The following is a 19,165-nucleotide window of genomic DNA, read 5'->3' on the forward strand; positions in this document are numbered from 1 at the left end:
ACATGCTGGTCTACGTCAACAGTTTTCTGTTCGAGCCCGAACATGGCCCGGATCAAATCATTCAATTCGTGGCCAGATGGGTTGGCCGTCGTTCAAGAAGCTCTGTCGATGCACAGCGGCTTGCAGTCGGCATTCGTGAATTGAGGCTCAGGGACGGCAGTACGCTGACGTCCCGTGCGACATTACTTGCTGACAATTGCAGAGCCTATCCGTTTTGGTTCTCGGCACGGCTCAGCCATCCTGACGACAAAACTTCAGGTCGGCGCTGGACGACTGAAATTGGTCTGTATCAGAAGGCTGTCGATGAACCCGTTGAGTGCTCCTTGCTATTGAAAACGGATGAGGTGAGCGCGCGCGTTACCGCTCCAATTCAGGTAACACGTCCGAAGCTGGTCGAGCAGCTTATCCGCTTCTGCACCCCTCTTGGCCACACGCCTGGCTTGAAGGTCAAGCAGTTAACGCAAGAAAGTGCTCCAGCCTTTTTGCATGAAGTTGAACGTGCGGAAAGAACCTATCCGATTGCGATCTTGAGCGCCAAACCTGACGAAGGATACCCAGTAGATCCGGAGCGGCTGCGTTCCGTCCTGGTCGGTTTGGCTGACGTGGTCTGCATTCCAGAAGATGAGGATACCTTTGCTATTGAAGATGCGGTGGGTCGCCGCTTCATCGCATTTGGCGGCGCAATAAAGATCGTGTTTCCAGGCCGCCAAGGAGAGCGTGAGCACTTTTATGAAAATGTGCGACTGGACCCGGAGGATATTTCTGAGTTTCTTGCAGATGGCCGGCCTGTTGAATCCGAAGTGTTGGCGGCTATCACCCATCGAACCAACCTGCCTTTGTCATGGCGGCATATTTCGCCAGAAAAGGTTGCACAAGCAGCGCTTCGTGCCCAACTGACACGGACGATCCAGCAATCCAAGGCAGATGAGCGCTCCCAGCAACTGGGCGAGTACATCGCTTTACTGGAAGAGGCAGACCGTGAGCTGAAGGCCAAGGATGAGGAGCTTTCCAGTCTTCAAGCCGACTATCAGGCAAAGGATGATGAAGCGAGAAGCCTTGCGGCGGATGTTGCCAGCCTCAAGCACGCATTAAGCGGTATTCAATCGAATGATGCCGAACCGACCAACCTCGCTGAGGTCATTGGCCCTCTGCGTGAAAATGTTGTGGCGGTTCTCGATGGCAGCCCGAGTTTGCAGCAGGTTGTTGATTTGCTTTCTGCTTTGTATGCGGATCGAATTGTTTTCCTGGAGACTTCAAGGAGTTCTGCCAGGGAGTCCGACCGAGGCGGTTTTCGGCAAGGCGAAAAGGCATTTGAGTTGTTGAAGAAACTGGCCACAGACTACTGGCAGCAGCTTGCTGATGGGAAAGGAGAGCAACATGCCAAATCTGCATTTGGGCATAACGCCTACTCCAATAACGAGGGCAGCGCTCTGAGCGTGGAAGGCAAGCGCCGCCGCACTTTCTCCTATCGAGGGCGGGATTTCATCATGGAAAAGCACCTGAAGCACGGTGTCAAAGATAGCTTGGCTGAAACTTTGCGAATTCATTTTGAGTGGGTTGCTGCTGAGAAGAAGATCATCATTGGTCACTGCGGTAAGCATCTGGATTTCTGAGGGGGACGCTTTGAGTATTGCCGAATTCATTCGAGAAAGCGTACTGCGGCCGCGTCTGAAGCAAGCTGGCGCCTTGGTGGTGTATGACGCCGACAAGCGCTACCGCGAGCTGTGTTTCGACTTGGCGGCTGACAAGGTGCGGGTGGTAGATGCGTCTGAGAGCAGCATCGAAAGTCGCGAGGCGGCGCTGCAAGCACTGCGTGAGGTGGGACAGCCCAAGGCGCCGCTGGAAGGTGTGTTGATCTACGTGCCTGCCAAGCGCCCGGAAACCGATGAGCAGAAGCAGAATGATCCGTTTGCCCTCTATGTTTCATGTGGTGCTGTATTTCCCAAAGAGGATGATGGAGACGATTACCTGAGCATTTGCTTGAAGGCACGCCCAGACTATGCCACCGAGATCCGCCGATTATTCTCGGACAACCCTCTAGGGCCGGCCTTCTCCGTGATCGACGCCATTGGCGGCGGTGTGAGTTGGCCCCAGTTGCGCGCCACATTGCGGGTGGAGTCGGGCCGCGAGATTCTGGCCGCACTGCTGGCCCCGAGTGCCAGTCAATCCGAGGCACTCAAGGGGCAGGAAGGCTGGGTGCAAGAGGCGCGTGATTTCCTCCGAGCCACTCTGGGCCTGAGCGTGAAAACGCGCGGCAAGACCTGGTCCGCCCTGGCGGATGAGCTGTGGCGCTACGTGCTGTTCAGCGAGTTCGTGTTTGATTTGCCGGTGGCATTGCCAGACACCTTGAAGGGGGTGCCGCACGCACCGATGGAAGCCAGGCCTATCGTCGAGGATGTGTGCGACCGGCTGCGCAGCGACCCGAAATCACGCGGGGTGTACATCGAGCGCGCGGAAGCCATCGAGGCGGAGCTCAACCTAACCGATCTGTGCGGGGCGATTGAAGACCTGGGCGAGCGCGATACCTTTCCCTTCGAGGAGCGGACCTTTCTGCGCACGGCGATCAAGGGAATCGTCACCGGCGACACCGATGCCACACGCCGGGTGCTGACCCGCCACAAGAGTTCTGTGTGGCTGGGCAAGGGCGAAAGCCAGGCGCAGTGGGAGTTGGTGCGCTCCGGGCTGAGTCTGGTGGAGGCCTGCGAAGACTTTGAGCGCCAGTTGCCAGATCACGCCCGCTCTCAGGCGGAGCTGATTGACTTCTACCTGGGCAGTCTGCGTGAAGCAGATCGCTTGCAGCGCGAGTTTGAGCAAGCCGCAGGCGACTTCCTCGACCAGCACGGCTTGATGCATGAAGTGATCAGCCAGGCTCGAGCGCGCTATCGGCGCCTGGCCGAAAAGGTCCAGGGCGTGTTCGTGAAGCACGTCGAGACTACGGGATGGCCGCCGACTGGGCGCCTGGCCAATGCCGATGCCTTTGATCGGCTGGTAGCTGATCGACTCAAGGAAAGCGGACGCAAAGTGGCCTACCTGATGGTGGACGCCCTGCGTTACGAGTTGGGCGTGGCCCTCGAAAAGCTGCTGGCGGAAGACGGTCCCGTCGAGCTGCAAGCGGCCTATGCGCAGCTGCCGACCATCACGCTGGTGGGCATGGCGAGCTTGCTGCCTGGCGCCCGCACGGGGCTGACCCTGTCGCTGGAGAACGATTCACTGGTGCCCAAGCTGGCGGGTGCGCCGGTGAGCAACGTCCCGCAGCGCATGAATGTGCTGGCCAAGCGGTATGGCGATCGGTTCGCGGAAATGCCGCTGAACGACTTTGTTCGCGGTAAGCCGAAGATTGCCGAAACCGTCGACCTGCTGGTACTGCGCTCTACGGAAATCGATAGTCAACTGGAAAGCAACCCGGAAACGACGCTGGGCTTGATCCCCGGCACACTCAAGCTGATCCGCGTGGCACTGCATAAGCTGCGTGGCATGGGCTTCAAAGAGGCGGTCATCGTGACCGACCACGGCTTCTTCCTGAACGCGCAAGCAGAGGCTGGCGATGTGTGCGTGAAACCGCAGGGGAAATGGCCGGTGAATGCCCATGACCGCATGATGCTGGGCGACGGCACGGCAGATGGTCACAGCCTGGTCGTCAGCGCCGAAAAGGTCGGCATTCGCGGTGATTTCACGCAAGTGGCACTACCGCGCAGCATGGCTCCCTATCGCTCGGGGCACCTGTATTTTCACGGTGGGGCATCTTTGGCGGAGGCAATTGTGCCGGTTCTGGTGGCACGGCTGGATTCTGCTGCCCATGCTGAATTGGGCAAGGTAGTAGTGGAGCTGAGCTACAAAAATGGCGCCAAGCGCATCACGACACTCTTGCCAGTGATTGAGGTGACCTTGGTATCAGACGACATGTTCACACAGGACATGAGCGTAGAAATTTTGCTTGAGGCCCAGGACAGCAAAGGCAACGTCGTAGGCGAGCCTCGCCCCGGTGGGGATGTGAACCCTGCGACAAGAACCGTAACTTTGCTGCCGAACCAACGCAAACAGATTGCATTGCGAATGGATGAGGATTTCAGAGGCAAGTTCTCGGTCAAGGCGCTTAACCCGACAACCCTGGCTGCCTACAGCAGTCTGGCGCTCGAAACCGACTATACGGAATGAGCCCTATGGACGAACTCGACCAAAAATTAAACGCCACATTCGACGGCAAGGTACTTCGTAAGGACCTGCTGCATCGGATCAAGAAAGGCACCAACGTCCCCACGTTCGTTCTCGAGTTTCTGCTTGCCAAATATTGCGCCAGCAATGACCAGGCAGAGATGGACGCAGGCATGGAGGCGGTGTTGTCGTCGCTGCAGGAGAACTACGTGCGGCCCGATGAGGCCAACGCTGCACAGTCCAAAGTTGCCACCAAAGGTAAGCACCGCTTCATCGACAAGGTTCATGTTCGCTATGTCGAAAAGGAAAAACGCCATTGGGCTGCGTTGGAGAACTTCAACTCGCAACGCATCGCCATTGCCGAGAAGTTCTACCGGGATAACGATCGTCTGCTGGAAGGCGGAATTTGGGCCGAAGTCACCCTGGCGCACAACGACATTGATGAAGACGACTATGCGTTTTCTATCGAGGACCTGCGGCCGATCCAGCTGACCCGTTTCGACTTCGACCGCTATGCAGAGGGGCGCGGGGCGTTCACGCGTGATGAGTGGCTCGCGGCCGTGTTGCGCTCTGTGGGATTGGAACCAAGCAAGCTCTCGAAACGCGTGCAGATGCATTTCATCGCCAGGTTGGCTGCGCTGGTGGAGCCCAACTACAACTACATCGAGCTGGGGCCACGTGGCACGGGCAAGTCCTATTTCTTCAGTGAGTTCTCGCCCTACGCCACTTTGATCTCGGGCGGTCAGGCAACCAAGGCCACGCTGTTCTACAACAACGCGCGCCGCAAGGTGGGCTTGGTTGGCTTCTGGGACACGGTTGCCTTTGACGAGGTTGGCGGGATCAAAGTGCGCGATCCGGACACCATCCAGATTATGAAAGACTTCATGGCCAATGGTCGCTTTTCGCGCGGCGCCGAAGTCATTGCCGATGCCAGCCTGAGTTTTGTCGGCAACATCGATGTGTCTGTGCAGCAGGTGGTCAATTCCAACGAGCACGACCTGTTTCAGCCCTTGCCACCAGAGCTCGACCTGGCCGTGATGGACCGCTTCGCCGCGTACATCCCGGGCTGGGAAATGCCCAAGAACAGCAGCGAGTTCCTGACCAGTAATTACGGATTCATCACCGATTACCTGGCCGAGGCCTTCCATTACCAGTTCAAGCACACGAACCGCTACGAAGAAGTTAGCAAGCGCATCCGGCTCGGTAAGTCGATTGAGGGGCGTGACGAGAAAGGCATCAAGAAAACCGTCTGCGCTTTCTTGAAGGTCTTGCATCCGAATGGGCCACCGACCGACGAAGAGTTCGAGGAATACGTGGCCTATGCGACGGAATGCCGCCGTCGTGTCAAAGAGCAGATGAACAAGCGCAAGCCGGATGACGAGTTTGCGCGCATCAACCTGTCCTACTTCAAGGCCAGCGGTGAGGAAGTGGTGGTCTTCTGCCCGGAGTCGAAGGATGCGCCCGCGACGCAAGAACCGGCTCGTCGTCGTTTGAGCCAGGCGGATGGCCAGCCTGCTGAGGCAGTCGAAGTGCAGCCCGTCGCCCAGCCGGCGCCTGCTGCAGCAGTGGAACCTCCAGTGGCGCCGGTACAGCCTGCTCCGGCACCAACGGTGGTTGCTCCGTCATCGGTCGAGCTCAAGGAACAGCACTTCACCATCCTCTATGGCGATACCGGGTACAGCTATGAGTCGATCCTCGGCCCCTACCTGCAAGGCGCGAAGTCCGTCGTCATCGAAGACCCGTACATCCGGCTACAGCACCAGATTCAGAACTTCGTGCGCTTCTGCGAGACGGTACTGAAGGCTGGCACCGTGAAGAAGATCAGCCTAATCACCGGCTACGACGACAAGACCCAGTTGGCTGATATCGCTGAGAAGCTCGATGAGCTAAAGCAGAGTTTGCTGGAATTGGATGTCGAGCTGGAAGTGAAGTTGAACCCGAACATGCACGACCGAGAGATTCGTATCGACAACGGCTGGGTGATCAAGATTGGCCGGGGGCTGGATTTCTTCCAGAAGCCCGGAGGTTGGTTCGAGGTGGGCGCGAATGATCTGAGCTTGCGCAAGTGCCTGGAAACGAAGGTGGATATTTTTCGAGAATAAAACCGAAGATGCAGGATCAGTTCGTCTGCAAAACACCGTCTCGCGGTGATAGTGTTCTCTGGCGAATAAGCATGTCGCCACAATGCTGCCGCCATGTTCAACACAATGTTGCCACGCTGTTCACCACATTGACGCCACTTTGTGCACACAGTGTTGCCACCATGCCTGACACATTCCGGCCGGGACGCAGCCCGAGAGTCGCTTGTCCCCAGCACGATGAGCAGATTCTTTGTGCTGGCTCTCGAGAGCACAAAGAATGTGGCCGCTGGGCTCGATTTCGCCAGAAATCGGGCGCGGCTGCGTGGGGACAACGAATGGTCGATGCGTCCAGCCTGCACCTTATGAAACCCCGCTGCGGCCATGCGCCGGGTTGCCGCCCTGTGCGGCTGGCGGGTGAGAGCATGCCGCACAGGGCATGCCTGCTCGGTGGTGGGAGACTGAACTGACATGGCCAACCCTCGCTCGCTGGTCTACGCGCTTTACACCCATTGGGACGCCGTGGAGCTTTTGGTGCGGCTGTCGCGCGAGTTTGCCGTGCTGACCAGCGATCAGGTATTGAACGGCATTGCCAAGGTATCCGGGCAACGGGATGCCGAAACGCAGGGCGCGGTACTGCGTGCCCTGGTCAATGCGGACATCCTGCAAACCTTGCCGCGCAGCAGCGATCTGCAGCTCAATGCCTATGTGCTGGAGTTCGTGCGCGGCCTCACCCGTGAACATGAGCTGGGCCTGGCTGCCGTACTGCAGGCTCGTGTTGCGGCCATCCGTGAAGCCACCGAAGCACTCAATGAAGGGATGCTCGGGGCCGACATGGATCGCGTGCGCGGGGCCGCCAACAAGCTGGCAGAACTCTTCCGCCAGATCAGCCTGCAGCTCGATCAGGACCGGCACGCGCTCTTTGAGCTGGCGGAAAACGCCAAAAGCGCCGACAGCAGCATGCCGATCAGCCAGCGCTATCGCCAGGTGCTGGAAGCCTACGATCATTATGTGGAGCCGATGAACCAGATGATGGACAGCGGCTCGCAGGGCACTTTCTACCGCTATCTGGAAGAAGCGGAGCGTGCGCTCGACTTGAGCCTAGAGCAATTGTCGGTACAGGGTGCGCTCTACTCGCATCGCCTGCAGTTGCGTCAGGTGGCGCACCAGGCCAAGGAGCTGCGGCGCTTTGGCCGGCTGGTTGCGCAACAGTGCGCCGATACACTGCTGCCCCTGCGCGAAGAGCTGCGTCAGCACAACGCACTGACCAGTGCCATCAGCTTGCTGTTGGGGCAGGTGCGCAAACGCGGCCTGCGTCGCGCACTGTCGCGCCCGGCGGATGAGACCGCACTCCCCGTCTGGCGCAATGAGCGCGGTTTCAAATTGCAATTGGGCGATGAGGTACGGGCGGTCATGGCTGCCGCGCACCAATACCAGCCGCAGGCGGTGGCCTTTCCGAAGGATGAGCCTGGCGATGACGCTCCCTTGCTGGAGCAGGTGGACGAAGCCGCTATTCGTGCGCATCTGGCCCGCAGCCTGCCGGTGGAAAATCTGCTCGATTGGCTGCACCGCCATTACGCCCACCTGCAGGATGCCACCCTGCTGCGCCTGTTCCATGATCTGCAACATGAGCCCGGCTGGCAGTTCGAGGCAGCCAGCCAGCCTGAAAAAACCACGCTGCAGACGATTCGCGTCCTGCATCACCCTCACCGCGTGAGTATCCCGCAATGACGATCCCACACGCTCTGGCAGCCGCTCTGTCGCAAATGCCGGCATTGGCCGAGCTGTTCCGCCTGTTTCTCTCCGGCAAACACCTGAATCGAATAGCCGAGCCCGCGCTGTGGGCGGAGCTGGAACAGCATGAGGCCAGCTATGTCGGCTTGTTTGCCGCGCTGGGGTTCGAGCTGCGCCTGGATGCCAGGGGCTTTGCCTGGTTTCACAACAGTGACGCCAACAGCAACATCGGCAAAATCAGCCGCCAGCTGGCCTTGCTGTTCATGGTGATCTTCGATGCCCAGGCCAACGCCGGCAAGGCCCTGCAGCGCTTTACCGATTGGCTGATCGACAGCGCCTGGCTGGCCGAGGTCTACAAGCAACAGCAAGACCTGCTGGATGCCGAGGGCCTCAACCCCGACGCCCTGGTGGAGCTGCTGGGCCGCGCCTGCAACCTGGGCTTTGCCATGGCAGAGCCGGCGGGCTGGCGACTGCTGCCCGCTGTATGCCGTTACCTCGATCATTTCGAAAGCCTGGCGTTGACAGCCAAGACCGATGGCGACGAAGAGAGCACGCCTGCAGCGGAAGACTGGACTGCGGATGCACCAGACGACGAGGAGAACACCTGATGCAGTACGGCTTCCAACGTCTGGTCCTGCTGGGCAGCGCCGGCTACTCGCGCGCCGAGCTGCCGCTCGATGGTGCGGTCTCTCTGGTGGCGCCCAACAATACCGGCAAGACCAGTCTGATCAATGCCCTGCAGTTTCTGCTGATCATCGACCGCCGCCGTATGGATTTTGGTGCCCACGATGTGGACAAGAGCCGGCGCTTCTATTTCCCCAACAACAGCGCCTATGTGCTGCTGGAGGTGTCGCTGCCGGAGTCCGGCACCGTCGTGCTGGGTTGCGTGGGCAAAGGGGTGAGCTTCGAGTACGAGTATTTCGCCTATGCCGGGCCGCTGAAGGTCGAGGAGTTCTGCCTGCCGGATGGCACCTTGGTGGCACAACCGCAACTGGCCAGCCATCTGGCGAGCCACGAACGCAGGGTGTTCAGCTACAGCAGCAGCGAATTCGCCGACATGATCTATGGCGGACGCAGCCGCAAGCTCGCCAGCCAGCAGGATTTCTGCGTTTTCCGGCTGGAGCACGCCAGTGATGCCAGCGTTTTTCAGAGGGTGCTGACCCGCACGCTGCGCCTGGACAAACTGCGCTCCAGCGAGGTGAAAGACTATCTGCTGCAGATTTTCCGGCGCGATCTGCCGGATGCCAGCATCGACTTCAAGGCGGAATGGGACAAGGCGTTTGCCGACCTCAACGCCGAGCGCAGCCAGTACCTGGCCGCTGTGCGGCTGCAAGCCACTCTGGGCGAACTGGAACAGAAGCAGGAGGCCCGCTTGGTGTTGCGCGGCAAATTGCTGTGCTGGCGCCCCTTGATCGACACGGCACTGGGTCAGTGGCAACAGCATTACGAGACCCGCCAGCAAACCTTGCAGCATGAGTTGGCGCAGTGCGATGCTGAGCTGCAGCGCCTGCGCGAACAGGATATGCAGTCGGCTGGCGAGAAAAAAGAGTGCGAACTGGAACAAAAGCAGCTCCGCCAACAAAGCGAACAGTTGCGCGCGTTGCAGCAGCGTTTTGCCTTGATCCCCGACCGCGCCCTGTTGGAGGCGCGCCGCCGCGAGCTGCAGGAACAACGGGATGCGCTGGTGGTACGGATCGGCCAGGCACAGAGCCGCACGCCAGCGGCCATCGAGCGCGAGCTGGCACGGATCGAACGGGAATCCGCGCAGCTGGCGCAGGAGTTGCGTACCCAGGGGCAGAACCTCTATCAGCAACTGGCCAGTGTCGTATCTTCGGAACAACTCAACGCGCTGAACAAGGTGCTGGCCAAGCCGGTGCTGACCTTGGGCACAGAGGACTTTCAACTCGACGACAAGGCACTGCTTGCAGCTTTGGCCGATACCAATGGCTGGCAACTCAATTTACCTGGCCTGCAACTGCGGCTGGAAGCCTTGTCGCCACAGCATCAGCAACGCACCCTGGTAGAACTTGGCGAATTGCAGCAGGAGTTGCAGCAACAGCAGACTCAGCTGCAAGAACAATTGGCCACCGCCCTGGCTCTGGAAAACGTCAAACAGCAACGCCAAGCGCTGGAGCAGCAACTAGCCGAACTGGATGCCGAGTTGCGGGACTACGCGCACATGCAGGACTTGCGGCAAAGCGAGGCCGAGCGCGAGGAGCGGCTGCAGACACTGGCGAAAAAGCTCGCCGAACTCGGCGCCAGTCTGGCCCAGTCAGCAGAGCGGCACCGCGCACTGGATCAGCAGCGGCAGCAGCGGCAACAGGATTTGGCAGCCTTGCAGCAGCAACATCGGCAGATCGAGCAACGCCGTCATCAGCGAATCGACCACGAAGGCCCCTTCACCTGGCTGGCCGACCTGCCGCACAGCCCTTGGTTGGCCCAGCCCGAGTTCGCGCTGGAGCAACTGGCTGAGCGACTGCAGACCTATCAGGTCGACTGCCGCCAGTTGCTGGAGCTGGATGAGCAGATCCGCCATCTGCTGGGTGAAATCCATAGCGGCGGATTGACCAAGTATCAGTTTGTCGGCGAACCGGAAAGCGAGATTGTTCGTCTCGTTGAATTCGCCCATCACCTGCCGCAGGAAGCCGAAGCCCTGGAAAAGAAAGTGCGCTCGGCGGTGGTGAATGTGGCCGCCTGCCTGCGCGAACTGCGCGACGGCCTGTTTGCTTTCAAGCGCCGGATGCGCGAGTTCAACCGCAAGATCAGCGGCCGGCAACTTTCCGATCTGGCAGTATTCAAGATCGAACCCGAAGACGAAGCCATTCTGGTCGAGGCCATCGAGCTGCTGATCAATACCGCTGCCACGGTGGACAGTGGCGAAACCTTCGAGCTGTTCAACCAGCAGAGCGTACTCGACGATGATCAACTCAATCGCGCCAAGACCCTGCTGATCGAAGAGGGCAATGCCCGCCACGGCCTGCGCGTGGCCGACCTGTTTCGCCTGCGCTTCTGGGTCGGCAAGGCAGACCGCGAGCCGGAAGCCTTCGATGACCTCGACAGTGCCGCCTCCAATGGCACCGTGCTGATGGCCAAACTGGTGACGGGGCTGGCGATGCTGCATCTGATGCAGGATCAGCGTCGCCCCATCCAGGGCATCTGCTACCTGGACGAGGCACTGGCCCTGGACGCCCGCAATCAGCGCAGCCTGATCGACACGGCGGCGGAGTTCGGCTTCTCGTTGATTTTTGCCTCGCCCGCGCCGCTGACGACCGTGCGCTACTGCGTGCCGATTCACACGCGCAACGGCAGCAACCAGATCAGCCGCCATAGCTGGCAGGTCATCGAACCGCTGGATGCCTGAGTATGGATCGAACCCTGCGCGCAGCCTTGCTCAAACTGCATGGCCAACAAGCCCTGCCGGCCAGCTATTTCACCGCCGCTCAGCGCAGCGCTCTGGATCGCTTTGCCCGGCAGACAGGAGCGGTAATCTGCCAGCGTCAGGGGCGCGGTGATGTTTACCGTGTCAGCGATCCGCGACTATTCGATATCCATCTGAGCGCACTCTCCCCCCAAGTCGGGATGCTGGCCACGGACGACCTGCCGCTGCGGGCGCAACACATCGCCCATGCGCGCGACAGCAAAGCGCGCAATCATCAGCATGAGTGCTACTACCCCTTGCTCAAGGCCGTTGGCGAAAAGGTTCTCTGGCGGCAAGGCGAACACGGGAGCGAGCTGCCACTCAGCCAGCTCACGCACCACTTCGGGGCTGCCAGCCTGCGCATTGAAACTGGCGACACCTGGCAAAGCGGGCAGCCGCTCTGGCTGGTGGAGAACCAGGCGCTGTTTGACCGCACGGATTGGCTGCCAGTAGGAACGCAAGCCACCCTGCTGTACTACGGCGGACAGCTTGATGGCCGGCTTCTCGCTTGGCTGGGGCAGCGCCCGCGTGCAAGCCGTGTCGTACTGTTCCCAGACTATGACGGTGTGGGGCTGGCCAATTTCGCGCGACTCTTTGCGCAGCTTGGTGACACTTGCGAATGCTGGCTGATGCCCGACTGGCAAAGCAAACTGGCACGCTATGGTAGCCAGCGGCTATGGCAGGATACGCTTCGGGAGTTCACCAGTGCTGTTCTGCAGTTGCCTGATTATCTGGGCCCGCTAACCGAACAAATGCGCCAATCCGGACTGGCGCTCGAACAAGAAGCGGTCTGGCTATCTGTTCTGTAGGTGCCCTTTGAGTAAGCTCGCAATGTCACCTGGGGCCAGGCCAGCCTCTAGGGACCGCCTCAGCGCCTGCTCCAGTTGTTGCCAGCCCTGCGCTGAAGAGACATTACTGCCTAATGTTTCGGTCAGACGGAACATCAGCCCTTCCAGCAGTTCTTCGTCACCCACGTCCGCTGCGGTCTGCTCCGCCAGCGCCAAGAGGACGTTGCGCGCAGATGCCAGCGAGTCGATTGGCACCCCGGCCAATGCCGCAGGCATGGTGATGACACGATCCACCCTGACGACTGTCGCCAAATCTAGGGCTTGATCGACGCCCGGCTCGATCTCCATGCGGATCAGCACATCGCCAGCCAACAGAAAGCGCGTCTTGATAAGCCCCGGCTGCTCATCCTGAAACAACCACACCGGCTGCGTGTTGGCCAGCAGCAGGCTTAGCACGAGCCTGCTGTCATCCAGTGCCCCACGATCCTGCCACTGGTGCAACACGTCGGAACGCAGGCGACCGCCTTCCATACCGAGGTGGTGCAACAGGCCGACTAGTCGTTTGGCGGAGATCACCTGCTCCTTGCCACGCAGCCAGACCGAGAGGTTAGCAGTGCGGATACCGGTGGCTTCGGCGATCCGCCCCAGCGTTTCCCCGCGCAGTCGTATCAAGGCGGCGGCAAAGCCTGGCAATTGTTCGTTGGTAAGGGTTGGCATATCGGGCTCTGCGAATTCACTGTAAATCACTATAAGGCTTATTAGCCGACAAGACGAGCGTGCGGAGTTTGGCGATTCGCGCAAATCGCTGTTATAGTAATTTATAGTTAGGCTATTTGGGGGGCCATCATGCGCAAGCCAAAGCAAGTCCGTCCGTTGCGCCTGCGGGAATACGAAGCTGCCATTACTGCGCTCAAGGAGCAGCATCCCTGGCTTGTCCGGCAGATCGTCGAACCCGCGCCGGGGCATCTGACCGTGGTGGCACATCTGTTTGCCCAGGTGGAATGCCTGCTGCCGCCCACAGTGCTCGCACGCAAGGGCTCACTGTCAGTGAGTTGCAACCGGGATCGCCTGGCCATTCATTACCAACCGCCGCGACGCCACAGCGAACGTGCAGCAGCAGTGTTCGATCTGATTGCCCAAACCAAGCACCTTTCGCTGCAAAAATGCCCCGTTTGCGGTGTACAGGTTGTCGGGGACGGCATCCGTCCGCAACGCTGCCCGCAACATGGCGGCATCCAGGGATTGTTTGCCGAAGAAGTGCGCCGCAGCCGCCAGCTCATCGTCGAACAGGGGGTACAGCAGGTGGTGCGCGACCTGGGCAAGGTGACGACCGAAGATGTTCGCGCCGCCATGGCGGTTGAAGATGAGCCCATCCCGAGCAAAACCAAACCGGAGGAAGTTCAGGGGCAGTCGACCGAAACCGCCAAAGCAGCGCCATCACCGAGCATCGTCTTTCTCGATGAAGCAGGTCTGGAGGCGTTTGTGGATCGCCACCGACCGAAAGGCGACGACAAGTTCAAGCGCGCGCAGGCGATGACGGAGCGGATCAAGCGGGCGGGCCATGGTAGCCGCCAACTGGGCCTTCTGCCCCCGGACTGGAAAGTCCTTCTGGATGAGTTCGCGCAGGCCTTTCCAAACTTCCATGAACTGGCCGAGCTGCTACGGGACCACTTTGCCCTGTCCAGCCTGGGCGATAGCCGCGTGTCCTGGCCTGCCGTGTTGCTGGTCGGTCCGGCGGGCATCGGCAAAACCGAGGCGGCACGCTGGCTGGCCGATCAGCTCGTGCTACCGTTTCGGGTCTTCGACATGGCAAGTACGCAATCAAGTTCGCCGCTCGCAGGTTCCGAATCGTTCTGGAGCAATTCCGAGCCAGGCCAGCTCTTTGAGCTGCTGGCCTACCAGCCACTGGCCAACCCGGTGGTGGTGCTCGATGAACTGGACAAGGCCAGTAACGGCCGACCGCAATACGACCCGCTGGCCGCGCTCTATACCTTGCTGGAACCGCGCAGTGCGCGGAATTTCATCGACCTGTCGATCCGCGACTTTGCCATCGACGCCAGTCATGTGAATTGGATGGCTACCGCGAATGAGCTGGAAGCGATTCCAGGGCCGCTGCGCTCACGGCTGACGGTGTTGCACATCCAACCGCCCAAGCCGGAGCAGGTCAGAAGCATCGAGCAGTCGATTTACAGCCGCCTCCGCGACGAGGCGAGCTGGGGCAAGGCCTTTGCCGAGCGACTGGATGATGATGTCCTGTCCCGTCTGCAAGCCTTGCCGCCGCGCAGTGTGCGTCTGGTTCTGCAGCGGGCCTTGGGTTCGGCGGCTCGTGATGGCCGAGGACTCGTGCAGGTGCAAGACATCAGACCGCTGGTCGAGATCAGTCGCCGTGGCGTTGGCTTTGTCAGCGAGGGCTGGAATTGAGGTTGCTCAGCGTTGTCCGGATAGCCAGGCCGCACCGGCGGCCAGTGCATCGGCCTCGCTGGCATAGGTTGTCGATGGGCCGCTGATGATGCAGGGCTCGGTTTCGCCGTCGCCTTCCACTGTCCATAGCTCCCAGGTTCCGTCATTTTTCCAGCTAGGGATGGCGGTGTATGGTTTGTCTTTCAGCGCAGCCAGCGCGGCATCTACTTCGGGGCGAATCTGCAACTCACCCGAGTAGATATAAGGTGTCGCGCAGCGGGTATCAGATCGGCTCATGTTCCGTGCTCCAGAAAAGATCCAGTAGCGTGCTCGTCTGCACGTAAATACCGGGGTTGCGTGCTTCACTCGGGCCAGCAATGTTGAGAATAGCGATGGGATGGCTAACCAACCAGTCTTGCCATGCCGCCAACAGCTCTTCTGTAGGGGCATGCAAATCGCACAGTAGCAGCGGCTTGCCGTGTCCCGTCGCCAGGTCGCGAGTAAGCAGGCTGCCGCCTTCCAGCCTGCCTCGGTAAATGATCAGCGTTGCATCAGAGTCCAGCACATTGCGTTTGGTGCGCTGGCGGTAGCCGCTGGATTCGGTCTCCATCAACTGGTAGCAAGCATCCAGTACGCCATCAGCGGCCCGTCGGCCTGCCGGGCACCAGCCGCCGTGCGGAATCTGCCGGGCAATGGCGAAATCCAGCGCCGCCCGGTCTACGCCGGTTTGGCCGCCGGAGAGGATGCGCTGAATTTTCACCCTTGCCCCGTTGCGGCGACCGTGCAACTCACTTGAACCTCTGCGCCGGGCTGATCGGCCGATAGCTGGCCGATGCGTCCGCGCTGCCCGGCAAGTGTCAGTTGCTTGCGCACCTGTTCCAGGCTGCGCTTTTCAATAACCGCTGTATAGCTTGCACCCAGATCACCATCCGGGTCGATGAACAGCTCGATCCGCTTCACCGGCAGGCCGAATACCGTGAAGCTGCGTTCCGGCGTCAGCGACCAACTGCCGGGAGCATTGGGCGCAATGCCGTCCAGTACGTGCAACGGCAAGGCTTGACGGCATTCCACGGCGGCGACGATGGCTGGCTCGATCCGCAACCAGTGGTTGAGGTCTGGGGCAGTGCCATCCATCAGCACCACCGGCATGGCTGCCAGTAGCAACGCTTTCATCCCTTGATGTTCCTGATCCAGAAGCGGCGGTCATCGACCGTGAAGTTGGGGTCATAGCCGACCAGCGTCAGCAACGAACCGACATAGTAAAGGCCGAACTGATTCATCAGCCAGCGCTCCATCGCCGGGTCGCTGGGCAGCTTGCTGTACGGTGGGGTTGGCCCGTCGCTGCGAACCTGACCGCTGGTCTTGCCGGAGATGGAAAAGCTCTTCCAGGTCAGCACGAAGTTGTTTGACTGTTTCGGCAGCTCCGGCGCGCAAAGCGACAGATTGCTGAAGCGCTCGGAGCGCTTGGCGTCGTGCCAGAGCACGGCGTCAAAGCGAATGCAATCGCTGGCTTTGAGCGTGAGGCTGCGGGTCAGCGTCATCTGATCAGCCGGAATTTGCAGATTGCTGATCACCACCTTGGGCCACTCCGGCGCGCGACCGTCGGTAGACGGATTCTGGCGCAAGGCGTTATGCAGTGGAGTGCCCAGCAAGCTGTTGCGGGTTGCCGCGCTTGCGGGCGTAGCCGCTTGCGACAGACTGGTTCCAATGGAGTGTCCCAGTCCGTTCAGGGAATCCAGCGCCGCCTGCATGTCGGTTGTGGCACAACCTGTCAATACAAAAGGCAGAAGCAGCAAGCTCCGGTAGTGTTTCATCGCAGTTCCTCGCGAGGTTATCCGTTGAAGAGGGCATTGAGCCGGGCACACCAGGTTTCCGCCGCCCGACGGCTCATGGGAAAACTGAGCAGCGGTCGTTGCGGGTCGGCGGTTTGCAGCTCGATGGCGAAGTCCTTGGCGCGCACCGTGCGCTCGAAGGTCGGCACGCTCATGCCACTGGCGTTGACCTGACGGCTACCGCCGTTCATCTCCATGCTCTCGACCTCGCGCCAGGTCATCCGCCACCCAAGCAGCCAGGAGAAGTCGTGGATACGCCAGGCTTCATCCACGATTGAGCAGACAGCCAGTTTGCGATGCTGCCGGTCAAACACCAGAAAGGCCGGCGCGGGGTAGCCCAAGAGATGTCCAGCATCGAATGACAGCCCCTGCTGAGCGTTGAGCTTGGCTACAAGTGCCTGACAGCGGGCCTGCAAGCGCGCCAGAAAGCGGAAGGACAGCATGAAGATCGCCAGCGAAATCAGCAGATAGAGCATCAGCTCACTGGTCAACAGTCCCCAAAGCGATGTCTGTGACAGGCGCGCAGGCCCCACGCCGAACATCGCCAGTACAAGAATCAGTGCAAAACCAGCGGCAGCGAGCCCTGAAAGCCCAGCCACCGGAACAGCCAGCCCCGCAGCCGCTCCCATCCCAGCAGTCTTCCAGACGCTTGCCATAGGCCATCACCTCAATTTTGTTACTCATAGAGGCCATTTTAGTGGGTGAAAGACTGATTTGTCACTCATAGCGCGTGCCCATATAGAGCGTGGTCTTATATGGCGGGCACTCATAGATTCTTTCTTTTTGAAAAGAGAGAGATATGGCCCTTGATCCCCGACTACGCTTCGGCTTGAAGCTGATAGAAATCAGAAAGACCAGAGGGTGGTCGCAAGAACGCCTGGCACTGGAGAGTGGCTTAGCCCGTAGCTATTTGGGTGGGGTTGAGCGCGGCCAGCGCAACATCGCGCTGCTCAACATCTTCAAGCTGGCCGAGGCGCTGGGGGTGGAGCCTTCCGTACTGCTGGAGGCGCCGGCGGCTGGACAGGAGCCTGCACCGTAACATCGTAACGCTACGTTATCGTAGCGTTACGATGGTCACCGCATGATCGCTCGCGGCAGCTATCGCAGCCATCTGCTTTCAAGAATAAGTAAAGTCCACTACAATGGCACTTACGCAATTTTTTCCGCGTTAAGGGTCATAAAAATGACTTTTAATCTCTCGACTCCCGCTGAGATCCTGCATGCGCTGGGTGTTCGTCTGCGCGAGCAGCGGCTTGCCCAATCGCTTACGCAGCGTGAACTGGCGCAAATGGCAGGACTGTCCTTGGGGGCGTTGCGCAAACTCGAAAGCGACGGTCAGTGCTCACTGGAAACGCTGGTCCGTGTCGCGCAGGCACTTGGCTTGCTGGAGGCGCTGGACGATCTCTTCGTGCTCAAACGGCAATCCATCGCCCAGATGGAGCAGGTGGACCTTGTGAGCCGCCGCCAGCGTGCGCCGCGTAAGAGAGCATCATGAAGCTGCTTACCGTGCATTATTGCGGCTGGGGAGAAGACTGGCCGTTGGGACGCCTGGCCGATGATGGTCAATCCCTGCTCTTCGAATATTCTCCCGAAGCTCTGTCTCAGGGCTTGGAACTGTCGCCCTTGCACCTCAAGCTGCGTGCGGATGCCTACGGTGGTTTTCCGACCCATTTGCATCGCCTTCCGGGCCTGATCGCCGACAGTCTGCCTGACGGCTGGGGTTTGCTGCTGATGGATCGCCTGTTCCGTCAACACGGCTTGCGCCATCCCGGGCCGCTCGACCGGCTGGCCTTCATTGGTGAGCGCGCCATGGGCGCGTTACGCTTCGTTCCGGCAAGCGACGCCGGCGCCCACGAGCCCGACTGGTCCTTGCTGGCGCTGGCCGAGCAAAGCCGTCTCGCGCTCGCGGGCGAGGCGGGGGCAGCCCTGCGCGAGCTCGCGCTCACCGGCGGCTCACCGCAAGGGGCCAGGCCCAAGGCCTTGGTGCAGTACGACGCAACGACCGGGCAAGTGAGCACCCGTCCGGATGCGCCCGGCAGCCCCTGGCTGGTCAAGTTCCCGGCGCAGAACGAACACAAGGAGGTTTGCGTCATCGAGCAGCTCTATGCCGAGTTGGCTCGGGATTGCGGACTGGATGTGCCCGAAAGTCGTTGGTTCGACCTTGGCCCCGAGCTGGCCGCCTTCGGCGTCGCGCGCTTCGACCGGGAGGGAGGGCAACGCGTCCCGGTGCACAGTCTGGCTGGATTGTTGCAAGTGGATTTTCGCCTGCCCGGTGCCACCGACTACACCGCCTTCCTGCGGGCTACCCGTTTCCTGACGCGCGACGAGCGCGAAGTGGAGAAAGCCTACGCACGAGCCGTCTTCAATGTGCTTTTCCACAACCGTGACGACCATCCCAAGAATTTCGCGTGGCGTCTCGGGCCTGACCGGCGCTGGCGTCTGGCTCCGGCATTCGACCTGACCTTCAGCGAAGGCCCGATGGGCCAGCATCACCTGGACGTTTGCGGCGAAGGTGCTGCCATCGAACGCCGGCATTTATTGCGTCTGGCGGAGGAAGGTGGCGTCCCAAGGAAACGGGCGGAAGAGGTCATCGAACGGATGTTGCTGCAGGCAAGCTCATTGGGTGAGCGGTTGGAGCGTGCGCCGATCAGGCAGATGCTGGCGCAACAGATCAAATCCACCATTGATGCCTGTCGCCGGCGCCTGGAAAGCTGAATCCGAGCCGGCGCAACGGCGCCAGATCACGGTTGAACATACTCAATG

At 60.2% G+C, this 19,165-nt stretch carries 17 protein-coding genes; 11 read left to right on the top strand and 6 right to left on the bottom strand.

Features of this window, described 5'->3' with window-relative positions; translation table 11 throughout:
* The first annotated feature begins 2 nt into the window (after positions 1–2).
* From ACEW7X_RS03130 to ACEW7X_RS03160, 7 genes are all read left to right on the top strand, one after another.
* The gene (locus ACEW7X_RS03130) at positions 3–1,613 is read left to right on the top strand and encodes a hypothetical protein (protein WP_420177592.1); all 1,611 of its coding nucleotides are present in this window, start codon (positions 3–5) and stop codon (positions 1,611–1,613) included.
* A 10-nt stretch (positions 1,614–1,623) separates the two neighbouring features.
* Positions 1,624–4,155 (top strand): PglZ domain-containing protein, encoded by a 2,532-nt coding sequence (locus tag ACEW7X_RS03135; RefSeq protein WP_253104068.1) that lies wholly within the window; start codon positions 1,624–1,626, stop codon positions 4,153–4,155.
* 5 nt (positions 4,156–4,160) lie between these two features.
* Positions 4,161–6,254, top strand: coding sequence for a BREX system Lon protease-like protein BrxL (gene brxL, locus ACEW7X_RS03140; protein WP_253104065.1), 2,094 nt, complete (start codon positions 4,161–4,163; stop codon positions 6,252–6,254).
* A 447-nt stretch (positions 6,255–6,701) separates the two neighbouring features.
* Positions 6,702–7,961 carry a hypothetical protein gene (locus ACEW7X_RS03145; protein WP_420177593.1) on the top strand — a complete coding sequence of 420 codons (1,260 nt, stop codon included), beginning with the start codon at positions 6,702–6,704 and terminating at the stop codon, positions 7,959–7,961.
* Positions 7,958–8,572: a condensin complex protein MksE gene (locus ACEW7X_RS03150; protein WP_420177594.1), complete on the top strand. Its 615-nt coding sequence runs from the start codon at positions 7,958–7,960 to the stop codon at positions 8,570–8,572. Before ACEW7X_RS03145 ends, ACEW7X_RS03150 begins: the two co-directional genes overlap by 4 nt.
* Positions 8,572–11,325 (top strand): hypothetical protein, encoded by a 2,754-nt coding sequence (locus tag ACEW7X_RS03155; protein ID WP_420177595.1) that lies wholly within the window; start codon positions 8,572–8,574, stop codon positions 11,323–11,325. The genes ACEW7X_RS03150 and ACEW7X_RS03155 overlap by 1 nt, the downstream gene beginning before the upstream one ends.
* A gap of 2 nt (positions 11,326–11,327) precedes the next feature.
* On the top strand, positions 11,328–12,191 hold the full coding sequence (locus ACEW7X_RS03160; protein ID WP_420177596.1) for a DUF7281 domain-containing protein: 864 nt from the start codon (positions 11,328–11,330) through the stop codon (positions 12,189–12,191).
* Here the strand turns inward: ACEW7X_RS03160 and ACEW7X_RS03165 are convergent.
* Positions 12,177–12,887, bottom strand: coding sequence for a hypothetical protein (locus tag ACEW7X_RS03165; RefSeq protein WP_420177597.1), 711 nt, complete (start codon positions 12,885–12,887; stop codon positions 12,177–12,179). The genes ACEW7X_RS03160 and ACEW7X_RS03165 overlap by 15 nt on opposite strands.
* Positions 12,888–13,043: 156 nt before the next feature.
* Between ACEW7X_RS03165 and ACEW7X_RS03170 the strand changes: the two genes are divergently transcribed.
* Complete coding sequence (locus ACEW7X_RS03170) at positions 13,044–14,591, top strand: AAA family ATPase (RefSeq protein WP_420177598.1); 1,548 nt, start codon at positions 13,044–13,046, stop codon at positions 14,589–14,591.
* Between the two features lie 6 nt (positions 14,592–14,597).
* On the opposite strand, the gene ACEW7X_RS03175 is transcribed toward ACEW7X_RS03170, so the two are convergent.
* Genes ACEW7X_RS03175 through ACEW7X_RS03195 form a run of 5 tightly spaced genes read right to left on the bottom strand, consistent with a single transcriptional unit; the run spans position 14,598 to position 17,058 of the window.
* Positions 14,598–14,867 carry a hypothetical protein gene (locus ACEW7X_RS03175; protein ID WP_415359119.1) on the bottom strand — a complete coding sequence of 90 codons (270 nt, stop codon included), beginning with the start codon at positions 14,865–14,867 and terminating at the stop codon, positions 14,598–14,600.
* A complete protein-coding gene (locus ACEW7X_RS03180; RefSeq protein ID WP_415359118.1) occupies positions 14,854–15,330 on the bottom strand; it encodes a putative molybdenum carrier protein in 477 nt (158 codons plus the stop codon). Before ACEW7X_RS03180 ends, ACEW7X_RS03175 begins: the two co-directional genes overlap by 14 nt.
* On the bottom strand, positions 15,327–15,743 hold the full coding sequence (locus tag ACEW7X_RS03185; protein WP_415359117.1) for a hypothetical protein: 417 nt from the start codon (positions 15,741–15,743) through the stop codon (positions 15,327–15,329). The genes ACEW7X_RS03180 and ACEW7X_RS03185 overlap by 4 nt, the downstream gene beginning before the upstream one ends.
* On the bottom strand, positions 15,740–16,366 hold the full coding sequence (locus tag ACEW7X_RS03190; RefSeq protein ID WP_420177599.1) for a hypothetical protein: 627 nt from the start codon (positions 16,364–16,366) through the stop codon (positions 15,740–15,742). The genes ACEW7X_RS03185 and ACEW7X_RS03190 overlap by 4 nt, the downstream gene beginning before the upstream one ends.
* Before the next feature lie 35 nt (positions 16,367–16,401).
* Positions 16,402–17,058 carry a hypothetical protein gene (locus ACEW7X_RS03195; RefSeq protein ID WP_253104932.1) on the bottom strand — a complete coding sequence of 219 codons (657 nt, stop codon included), beginning with the start codon at positions 17,056–17,058 and terminating at the stop codon, positions 16,402–16,404.
* Positions 17,059–17,201: 143 nt separating this feature from the next.
* Between ACEW7X_RS03195 and ACEW7X_RS03200 the strand changes: the two genes are divergently transcribed.
* From ACEW7X_RS03200 to ACEW7X_RS03210, 3 genes are read left to right on the top strand one after another with little or no spacing between them, the layout of a single operon-like run.
* Positions 17,202–17,441: a helix-turn-helix domain-containing protein gene (locus tag ACEW7X_RS03200; RefSeq protein ID WP_011806687.1), complete on the top strand. Its 240-nt coding sequence runs from the start codon at positions 17,202–17,204 to the stop codon at positions 17,439–17,441.
* Positions 17,442–17,483: 42 nt separating this feature from the next.
* Positions 17,484–17,897 (top strand): helix-turn-helix domain-containing protein, encoded by a 414-nt coding sequence (locus tag ACEW7X_RS03205; protein WP_234462217.1) that lies wholly within the window; start codon positions 17,484–17,486, stop codon positions 17,895–17,897.
* Positions 17,894–19,117 (top strand): HipA domain-containing protein, encoded by a 1,224-nt coding sequence (locus tag ACEW7X_RS03210; protein WP_253104935.1) that lies wholly within the window; start codon positions 17,894–17,896, stop codon positions 19,115–19,117. Before ACEW7X_RS03205 ends, ACEW7X_RS03210 begins: the two co-directional genes overlap by 4 nt.
* The last annotated feature ends 48 nt before the right edge of the window (positions 19,118–19,165 follow it).

The organism is Kerstersia gyiorum, from assembly GCF_048595715.1.
Classification (GTDB): Bacteria; Pseudomonadota; Gammaproteobacteria; order Burkholderiales; family Burkholderiaceae_B; genus Kerstersia; species Kerstersia gyiorum.